At 74.3% G+C, this 8,952-nt stretch carries 9 protein-coding genes and 1 pseudogene; 9 read left to right on the forward strand and 1 reads right to left on the reverse strand.

Features of this window, described 5'->3' with window-relative positions:
* From ABT381_RS33725 to ABT381_RS33765, 9 genes are all read left to right on the forward strand, one after another.
* On the forward strand, positions 1 to 1,323 hold a 1,323-nt coding region (locus ABT381_RS33725), incomplete at its 5' end, for an FUSC family protein (RefSeq protein ID WP_351601222.1).
* Positions 1,324 to 1,469: 146 nt separating this feature from the next.
* Positions 1,470 to 1,976 (forward strand): MarR family winged helix-turn-helix transcriptional regulator, encoded by a 507-nt coding sequence (locus tag ABT381_RS33730; RefSeq protein WP_351601225.1) that lies wholly within the window; start codon positions 1,470 to 1,472, stop codon positions 1,974 to 1,976.
* A gap of 158 nt (positions 1,977 to 2,134) precedes the next feature.
* Positions 2,135 to 2,380: a DUF2630 family protein gene (locus ABT381_RS33735; RefSeq protein WP_351601226.1), complete on the forward strand. Its 246-nt coding sequence runs from the start codon at positions 2,135 to 2,137 to the stop codon at positions 2,378 to 2,380.
* 353 nt (positions 2,381 to 2,733) lie between these two features.
* Positions 2,734 to 3,147, forward strand: coding sequence for a spore wall synthesis regulator SsgD (ssgD, locus tag ABT381_RS33740; protein WP_351601227.1), 414 nt, complete (start codon positions 2,734 to 2,736; stop codon positions 3,145 to 3,147).
* Between the two features lie 237 nt (positions 3,148 to 3,384).
* Entirely contained in the window at positions 3,385 to 3,795 is a 411-nt protein-coding gene (gene ssgD / locus ABT381_RS33745) for a spore wall synthesis regulator SsgD (protein WP_351601228.1), read from the forward strand.
* A gap of 79 nt (positions 3,796 to 3,874) precedes the next feature.
* Positions 3,875 to 4,582, forward strand: a complete 708-nt coding sequence (locus tag ABT381_RS33750) for a response regulator (protein WP_351601231.1) — start codon at positions 3,875 to 3,877, stop codon at positions 4,580 to 4,582.
* A 131-nt stretch (positions 4,583 to 4,713) separates the two neighbouring features.
* A complete protein-coding gene (locus ABT381_RS33755) occupies positions 4,714 to 6,153 on the forward strand; it encodes an ATP-binding protein (protein ID WP_351601239.1) in 1,440 nt (479 codons plus the stop codon).
* 59 nt (positions 6,154 to 6,212) lie between these two features.
* The gene (locus ABT381_RS33760; protein ID WP_467754440.1) at positions 6,213 to 6,800 is read left to right on the forward strand and encodes a hypothetical protein; all 588 of its coding nucleotides are present in this window, start codon (positions 6,213 to 6,215) and stop codon (positions 6,798 to 6,800) included.
* A gap of 96 nt (positions 6,801 to 6,896) precedes the next feature.
* Positions 6,897 to 8,522, forward strand: a complete 1,626-nt coding sequence (locus ABT381_RS33765) for a GMC family oxidoreductase (protein WP_351601236.1) — start codon at positions 6,897 to 6,899, stop codon at positions 8,520 to 8,522.
* An 18-nt stretch (positions 8,523 to 8,540) separates the two neighbouring features.
* Here ABT381_RS33765 and ABT381_RS33770 read toward each other — a convergent pair.
* Positions 8,541 to 8,952 (reverse strand): annotated as a pseudogene (locus tag ABT381_RS33770) (hypothetical protein); the annotation flags it as partial.

Consider the following 8,952-nt stretch of genomic DNA (forward strand, 5'->3'; position numbering starts at 1 on the left):
GCCGCCGCCGGGCTGCTGCGTGCCGCGCCCGACGCCGCCGCCGGCCCCCGGCACGCCACCGCGGCCGCGGTCAACGCCGCCTGGCAGACGCTGTTCCTCGTACCGGCCCGCAGCGCGGCCAAGTACGCCGCCAGGGCCCGCCTGGAGGGCCTGCTCATCCAGGCCGAGTCCGCCCTGGCCGAGCCGACCACCGGCGCCCGCGCCCGCGCCGCAGACGCCGGTACCCGCGCCATAGCCCCTGGTACGCGCGCCTCGGACGCCGCCACCCGCGCCGCGGACGCCGCGTGCTTCGACGCCTGGGCGCATGACCTGCGCCGCGGCCGGCCGCTGCCCGAGGTGGCATTGGACGCCGGGCAGACCGCAGAGCTGGCGGGCATCGCCGCCGACCAGGAGGCAATGGCCCGTACCGGCCGGGCGGCACTGGCCCCGACCACCCCGGCCCCAGCCACCCCGGCCACCCCGACCCCCGCCGGCTCCGACTCCGGCTCCGGCCCCGGCCCCGGCCAGGACGGTGGCGTGGCCGATCTGCGGCGCCCCTCCCCCGACCACCTGCGCGGCTTCCGGCCCGTACTGGCGCGGCTGCGGCCCGGTTCGCCGCTGCTGCCGCTCGGGGCGCGCGTCATGATCGGCTGTACGCTCGCGGGCTGGGCCTCCATGGCGATCGGCTCCGAGCACCCGTACTGGGCGGTGGTCACCGCGGCCTCGGTCTTCCAGGCCAACACCACGCTCTCCTGGCAGCGCGCCGTCCAGCGCGCGCTGGGCAACCTCCTCGGGCTGCTGCTCTTCACCGCGCTGCTGCCGGTGATCCACACCGGTCACCTGGCGATGGTGCTGCTGGTGCTCCTCTTCCAGGTCGGCGCGGAGGCGTGGATTCCCCGCAACTACTGGCTCGGCTCCGTCTGCGTCACCCCGATGGCGCTGCTGCTCACCTCCTTCGGCAACGCGATGCCCGCCGACGTCCTCGTGCGCGACCGGTGGGTGGACACGGTGGTCGGCGCGATCATCGGCCTGATCTGCTGCGTACTGGTGACCAACCGGCGCGCCACCGACCGCATCGAGGCCGCGGTGGCCCGCGTCGTCGCGGCCAGGGAAGCGGCGGCCGCGGTGCTCGACGCGGATCTGCCGGACGACCACGAAGCGGGGTGGGCCCGCGACCGGCTCGCCGCGGCACTGGTCGAACTGCGCGAGGCCGTCGAGGTCGCCTCCGGCGAGTGGTGGCAGCGCGCCCTGCCCGCCGAGCGCGTCACCCTCACCGAGCGCGACGGCCACCGCACCCTCGCCCGCCTCGTCCGGCGCCTCACCGCGCCGACGCTGGCGGCGTAACGGCCCAGCGGACAGCGGACAGCGAACCACCACCAGCAGCAGCAATACCAGGCGTACGTCGGCGGCCCCGCCCCGGCGTGAGACACGGGTACGCGCCCCGTGGGCAGAATGGGCGCGGAAGAACGGCGGACGAAGGAGAGCTGAGCGTGGCCGAGGACATCGTCGCAGGGGTGCTGCGGCAGTGGCAGCAGGTGCATCCCGGTCTCGACACCGGGCCGATGGCCGTGATCGGCCGGCTCAACCGCTGCTCCGCGCTGCTCCAGCAGGCGGTGGACGCACCGCTGGTACAGGAGGGGCTGACCCGCGCCGAATTCGACCTGCTCGGCACGCTGCGGCGCACGGGGCGCGAGCTGACTCCGGGGCAGCTCGCGCGGGAGACGTTCGCGTCGGGTGCCGCCGTCACCAAGCGGCTGCGGCTGCTGGAGGAGCGCGGCCTGGTCGCCCGGCGCGCGGATGCGCGCGACCGCCGGGTCGCCCACCTCAGCCTCACCGACCAGGGCCGCGAGCTGATCGACCGGCTGCTGCCCGATCAGCTCTCGTTCGAGTCCAGCCTGCTGTCCGGGCTGTCCGGCGAGGAGCTGGGGAACCTCTCCACGACCCTCTCCGACCTGCTGCTGCACCTCGAAGGGCGGCTGGGCACCCCGCGCACCTGAGACTGGGCACCCGCGTACCTGAGACTGGGCACCCGCGTACCTGAGAGCGGCCCCGGCCGCCGGGGCAAAGCCCGGCCGCGCCGAATCGCGGTCGAGTGCGCCGCTTCCTACAGTGAGCCGTAAGGCCCAGGGGCTTGTGCGGTAGTGAGGAGTGACCCATGGACCAGCAGGAGATCCTCTCCCGTATCGCGGCGATGGTGGAGACCGAGAAGGCGCTGCGCGAGCGCATCGCCGACGAGGAGAGCGGCGGTGACGAGGAGCGCACGCAGCTGGCGGCGCTGGAACGCGAGCTCAACCAGTGCTGGGACCTGCTGCGGCAGCGGCGCGCCAAGAGCGAGTTCGGGCAGAACCCGGACGAGGCGGCCGTCCGCCCGTCGTCCCAGGTGGAGCAGTACCGGTCGTAGGACCGGCCTCGAAGCCCGCCCCGGGGCCTCAGTCGCAGGACCCGCCCCGGGGCGCTGCGCCGCTCCGGAGTGGCGTACGCGTGTCCGGCGGTGGCGGCCGGTACGTTCGGCGTATCCGGCGGTCGCCCCGGGCGCCGGGGCGCGTACGGCAACCGGCGGAGAGCGAACGCGTCCTGCTTCCGGCCGCTGCCCCCGGGAGGCGGTGCGCGGTCGGCGTGAGGAGCGGTTGTCCGCTTCCCCGGGGACCCGTGACGCAGCTCACGCGGAAATCCGGTGCACTGCCGTAACGATGCGGTCGTCATAGATGTCGTACAGGCAAGGAACCGCACCGGACAGACACCAGGGAGCCGACGATGCCGGACATCATCGACCACGCTGTTCAGGCCGGCCTCATCGCGACGGAACCGCAGTCGCGCGCCGTCCTCGCCCGTCTGCGCTACAAGAGCACCGACCCGTTCGCCGTCCAGGCGATCTTCCCGGCCGCTGCCTCTCTGGACGGCGCGGAGGTCCGCTGGACGTTCGGCCGCGATCTGCTGGCGGACGGGCTGCAGGGGCCGGCCGGGGACGGTGACGTGCACGCCTGGCCGTGCGGACCGCGCCACACGATGCTGGAGTTCCACGCCGCTGACGGCATGGCGATGGTCCGGTTCGCCTCCGCCGATCTCCGGCGCTTCCTGTCGAGTGCGTACCTCGTGGTGCCGCGCGGCGCCGAGTCCCGCTTCCTGGACGTGGACGCCGACCTCGCGGCGCTGCTGCGCGAGGCGTGAAAGGCGGGACCCGGGTGCGCGCCCAGTAGGAGCACCTGATATTCCGTATCTGACACATCGGACCCGGGAGGGAGCCAAAGGTGGGCGCCTCCCCCAGACGACACGGATCACACCTGACATGACATAGATCACACCCATGTCACATGCACGGCTCACCCGGGCACTGCGTCTAGCAGAGTGGGCCGTGTGCACACCCGGCCACGATCACGACCCGACAGCCGTAAGGGAGCAGCCGCGATGCAGAGCGCCATCGACCAAGCCGTGCAGGTCCGTCTGATCGCGACCGCGCCGGGGTCGCGTCCGGTGCCCGCCACCCTGCACTACCACCCGGCAGACCCGCTGGCCGTACGGATGTCCTTCCCGCCGGAGATCTCGCTGGACGGCGCGGCGGTGGAGTGGACGTTCGCGCGAGAGCTCCTCTCCGAGGGGCTGCGCGGGGCGTCCGGCACCGGCGACGTACGGGTGCGGCCGCTCGGCGGCGACCGGACCGTACTGGAGCTGCACGTGGCGGACGGCGTCGCGATGGTCCAGATGAGCTCCGCCGACATCCGGCTCTTCCTGACGCGTGCGTACGAGGCGGTGCCCGCCGGGGAGGAGCGGCTCGACGTGGACGGCGGCCTCGCGGAGCTGCTCGGTGGCGAGAGCTGAGAGAGCCGGGAGGGCGTGACGGGGCCCCGTCGGGTGCCCCTGTTACCGACCCGTCAAGAAACGTACCGATACTGGTCACATGCCACGAGTACTGCTCATCGAGGACGACGCCGCCGTTCGGCACGGGGTCTCGCTCGCGCTGCGGCGGCGCGGCCACGAGGTGGCGGCCGCGGCCAGCGGCGAGGAGGGGCTGACCACGCTGCCGGCCTTCCGGCCCGACATCGTGCTGCTGGACCTGATGCTGCCGGGCAAGGACGGCTTCGAGGTGTGCCGCCGCATCCGGGCCGACCGGCAGCTGCCGATCATCATGCTCACGGCGCGCGGCGACGACCTCGATGTGGTGCTCGGCCTGGAGGCGGGCGCGGACGACTACATCGTCAAGCCGGCCCGCGGTGAGGTGCTGGAGGCCCGCATACGGGCGGTGCTGCGGCGTACGGCGCCGCCCGCGCTCGGCGAGTCCGCACCGCACGAGCCGGGCCCGCTGCCGGTGGAGGCGCACGGCGAACTGGTCGTGGACCGGGCCGGGCTGGTGGTGGCCAAGAACGGCCAGGACCTGGCGCTGGCGCCGTCGGAGATGAAGCTGCTGCTGTTCCTGTCGGCGGCGCCGGGGCAGGTGTTCAGCCGTCAGCAGCTGCTGGAGCACGTGTGGGAGCACAGCTACCACGGGGACGCGCGGCTGGTGGACGCGTGCGTGATGCGGCTGCGGACGAAGATCGAGGACATCCCGCGCAGCCCGCGTTACGTCCAGACGGTCCGCGGCTTCGGCTACCGCTTCGGCCCACTGTGAGGGACCACTCCGAGGACCGGCACGCCGGGCAGGGCTCCTCCGATGTCCGGACCGCTGGGAACGACCACTCCGGCGCCCGGTCGGCCGCGAGCCCGCCGACGGCTCCCCCGGCCGGCTCCCGGCGGGCCCGGCTGCGCCAGTTGCTGCGCGGCCTGCGGGCCCGGCTGGTCGTCGCGTTTCTGCTGGTCGCGGCCGTCAGCGCGCTGACGACTGCCGCGCTCACGTACCGGGAGGCCCGGAACGCGATCCTGGAACGGTCGCAGGACACCGCCATCAACGATCTGCGGGCGCAGATCAATTCGCTCGCGCCCGACCTGCCCGTGCCGCCCAGCCGGGCCGATCTGGACGAGTTCGCCCGGCAGCTGGACCGGTCCGGCAAGGCCCGGGACTGGGACGTCGAGGCGGACTACGAGGGCGTGCCGGGCGACGGCTCGGACGCGGACGTGGCGGTGCCCGACGCGCTGCGGGAGTCCGTGGAGCGGCGGCACGTACCGGCGTTCCAGCGGGTCGAGCGCGGCGGCGAGCCGTGGCTGCTGATCGGCATGCCGGTCACCCGGGCGCACGACCGCGCCCCCTCGGCGCTCTCCGTTTACGCCCGGCTGCCGCTGCGCGCCGAGGAGGCCAACGTCGAGGAGCTGGTGAGCGCCGCGCAGCGGGGCGCGCTGCCGGTGCTGGCGCTGGCCCTCGTACCGGCGCTGTTCGCGGCCCGTGGCGTGCTGCGCCCTGTCCGCAAGCTGCGGCAGGCGGCCGGGCGGCTCGCCCAGGGCAAGCTGGACACCCGGCTGGAGGTCAAGGGCGGGGACGAACTGGCCGAGCTGTCCCGTACGTTCAACGACATGGCGGCGCACCTGGAGGAGAACGTCGCCGAGCTGCGCCGGCTGGAGTCCAACTCGCGGCGGTTCGCGGCGGACGTCTCGCACGAGCTGCGCACGCCGCTCGCCGCGATGAGCGCGGTCACGGACGTACTGGACGAGGACGTGGAGGCCGGGGAGCTGGACCCGGACACCGCGTCGGCGGTGCGGCTGATCAGCCAGGAGACCGGCAAACTGGCCCGCATGGTGGAAGACCTGATGGAGGTGTCGCGGTTCGACGCGGGTGCCGCGGCGCTCCATGTGTACGACGTGGACGTCGCGGAGGCGATCCGTAAGACGCTGCAGGCCAGGGCGTGGCAGGACCGGGTGACGGCCGATCTCGCGGCGGGCGTGCGGGCCCGGCTGGACCCGCGCAGGCTGGACGTGGTGGTCGCCAATCTGGTCGGCAACGCGCTGCACCACGGGGGCGAGCCCGTCGCCGTACGGCTGCGTGCTCCGGAGGACGGCCGGCTGGTGATCGAGGTGGCGGACAACGGACCGGGCATCGATCCGGAGGTGCTGCCGCACGTCTTCGACCGCTTCTACAAGGCGGACTCGGCCCGGGCCCGGTCCGAGGGCAGCGGTCTGGGGCTGGCGATCGCCATGGAGAACGTACGGCTGCACGGCGGCACCCTGCGCGCCGCCAACTCCCCGGAGCCGGACAGCGGCGCGGTCTTCACGATCGAGCTGCCGCTGCGCTCGGGCGAGGAGGAGGCATGAGTCGTGCGAGGTGGGTGAGGCGGGTGAAGTATGCGAGGTGGGTGAAGCGCGTGCGGCCCATGAGGCGCCGCCGGGCGGCCGCCGCCCTGACCGCGCTGCTCGTCGGCGCGACGCTGGCCGGCTGCGGCGTCGAGCCCAGCGATGTGATCGACGCCGGGGAGCCGGCGACGGGGCTGAAGTCGGACGGGCAGGCCCCCGCCGACGTGCAGCTGTTCTTCCTCGCCTCGACCGGTCTGCGGTCCGCGGCGCGGTCGGCGGACCGCCCGGCCACCCCGCAGCGCGCCGTCGACCTGCTGCTGACCGGCCCGAACGCCGCCGAGCGGCAGCGGGGCCTGACGACCGCGCTGCCGGACCTGCGCGGGCAGGTCACGGTCACCTCGCGCGCCGGCCGCCTCACGGTGGCCATGCCGGCCGACCCGGAGAAGCTCGACCAGCCGGCGCTCAGCCAGCTGGTGTGCACGGCGGCCAACGGGCAGGTGCCCGGCGACCGGCCGCCCGAGGAGGTCCCGGTGACCGTGCGCGGCAAGGACGTCGAGGTCGGCCCGCTGGTCTGCGGCGGCAACAACGCCTACCCGTACATCACACCGCGCTCGGCGTCCCCGCAGGGCACCCCCACGGCGACTCCGGACAGCACACCGCACTCCTGACCACTGCCCGCACCGCTGACCGGGCGGCGGCCGTTCCTCTACGCTGCTGTCGGCGATCACTCCGGTCACCATGCCGACGGCGCAAGGGAGTTGCGGATGACACGGCGGTCAGGAACGCACGGGGGCGCGGCTTCGGGAGCGTACGACTACATCGTCGTCGGGGCGGGCTCCGCGGGCTGTGTGCTCGCCGCGCGGCTGTCCGAGGACCCGACGGTGCGGGTCGCGCTGGTCGAGGCGGGCGGCCCGGACCGCAGGCAGGAGGTCCGCATCCCCGCGGCCTTCCCGAAGCTGTTCAAGACGGAGTACGACTGGGACTTCACCACCACCGCGCAGGAGGCGCTGGACGGCCGGGCGCTGTACTGGCCGCGCGGCCGCACCCTCGGCGGCTCGTCCTCGCTCAACGCGATGATGTGGGTGCGCGGCCACCGCGACGACTACGACGCCTGGGCGGCGACGGCCGGCGAGGAGTGGGGGTACGACCAGGTCGCCCGCTACTTCCGGCGGGCCGAGCGGTGGGCGGGCCCGCCCTCGGGCGGCGAGGGGCGCAAGGAGCCGGTGCACGGCGCGGCCGGCCCCCTGTGGATCTCCCCGGCGCGCGACCTCCACCCGCTCTCCACCGCCTTCCTCGACGCCTGTACGGAATCCGGCCTGCCGCTGCTGCCGGAGCTCAACGGCCCGGATCACAGCGGCTGCGCGGCGACCCCGCTCTCGCAGCGGCGCGGGCGGCGCTGGAGCACGGCGGACGGCTATCTGCGGCCCGCGCTGCGGCGCGCCAACCTCACGGTGGTCACCGGCAGCGAGGCGCGCCACGTCCTCTTCGACGGCGGCCGGGCGTGCGGGGTGGAGCTGGCGGACGGCGTGCTGCGGGCCCGGCGCGAGGTGCTGCTGAGCGCCGGCGCGATCGGTTCCCCGCAACTGCTGCTGCGCTCGGGCATCGGCGACGCCGACGACCTCAAGGCGCTGGGCATCGCGCCGGTGGCCGATCTGCCGGGTGTCGGGCGGCACTTGCAGGACCACCTCTCCGTGCCCGTACTGCGGTACGCGCAGCACCCGGTCACGCTCACCGGTGCCGATACGCCCGCGAACATCGCGCGCTATCTGCTGGCCCGGCGCGGCCCGCTGACCTCGAACGTCGGTGAGGCCGTCGCGTTCATCCGCAGCGCCCCGGAGCTGGCGGCGCCGGACCTGGAGCTGATCTTCGCGCCGGTGCCGTTCGTCGGCCACGGCCTCACGCCGCCGGCCGAGCACGGCGTGACCATCGGGGTCATCCTGCTGCAGCCGGAGAGCCACGGCCGGATCACGCTGACCGACGCCGATCCGGCCGCGCCGCCGTGCATCGAGCCCGCGTACCTGAGCGCGCCGGCCGACCTGCGGCGGATGGTCGCGGGCGTGCGCTTCGCCGACGAGCTGTACGGCACCGCGGCGCTGCGCCCGCACGTCGGCGGCGCGCTGCCGCCGTGTCCGGAACGCACGGACGACGCCGGTGCCGAGGCCATGGTGCGGGCGCTGGCGGAGACGCTGTACCACCCGGTGGGCACCTGCCGGATGGGCACGGGCGACGACGCGGTGACCGATCCGGCGCTGCGGGTCCGGGGCGTCGAAGGCCTGCGGGTCGTCGACGCGTCGGTCATGCCACGCATCACGCGCGGCCACACCAACGCCCCCACCATCATGATCGCCGAACGGGCCGCCGACCTGATCCGCTACGGGAACGGCGAGTGAGTCGCAGCCGGGTGACGCTCAGTCAGGTGCCGTCATCCGTACCCGCAGGAACCGCGGCCGGTACAGCGTCACGTCGTCGTTGACCGCGCCGGCGGCCGGAGTGCCGGGCGGGCCGAGGGTGTTGACGTCGTAACTGAGCACGAGGCCGGGCCGGCCGGTGAACTCAGGGTGCGCCTGCGGGTTGTAGACCGCGGTGCGCTCGTCGGAGTCCGCCGGGTCGGGCGGCCGGGGCGGGGTGACCGCGCCGTTCGGACCGTGCCAGGGGCCGTGCGCGGTGCAGGACCAGTAGCTGGTGAAGGTGGCCAGGCCGCGGCCGCCGGGGCCCGCCGCGTCCATGGTGAACAGCAGCCATGTGCCGCCGTCGCGGACGACGGTGAAGGCGCTGCCGACGCCGCGCCGGCCGCCGCTCCGCAGCACGGGCACGGCACGC

This window comes from Streptomyces sp. NPDC000151, from assembly GCF_040301705.1.
In the GTDB taxonomy this organism is placed as follows: Bacteria; Actinomycetota; Actinomycetes; order Streptomycetales; family Streptomycetaceae; genus Streptomyces.

What these genes read in the sequence shown, in the direction of transcription:
- ABT381_RS33735 (WP_351601226.1), top strand. Translation starts at nt 2,135, where the DNA reads ATGGACCAGCAGGAGATCCTCTCCCGTATCGCGGCGATGGTGGAGACC.
- ssgD (WP_351601228.1), top strand. Translation starts at nt 3,385, where the DNA reads ATGCAGAGCGCCATCGACCAAGCCGTGCAGGTCCGTCTGATCGCGACC.
- ABT381_RS33750 (WP_351601231.1), top strand. Translation starts at nt 3,875, where the DNA reads ATGCCACGAGTACTGCTCATCGAGGACGACGCCGCCGTTCGGCACGGG.
- ABT381_RS33760 (WP_467754440.1), top strand. Translation starts at nt 6,213, where the DNA reads ATGAGGCGCCGCCGGGCGGCCGCCGCCCTGACCGCGCTGCTCGTCGGC.
- ssgD (WP_351601227.1), top strand. Translation starts at nt 2,734, where the DNA reads ATGCCGGACATCATCGACCACGCTGTTCAGGCCGGCCTCATCGCGACG.
- ABT381_RS33765 (WP_351601236.1), top strand. Translation starts at nt 6,897, where the DNA reads ATGACACGGCGGTCAGGAACGCACGGGGGCGCGGCTTCGGGAGCGTAC.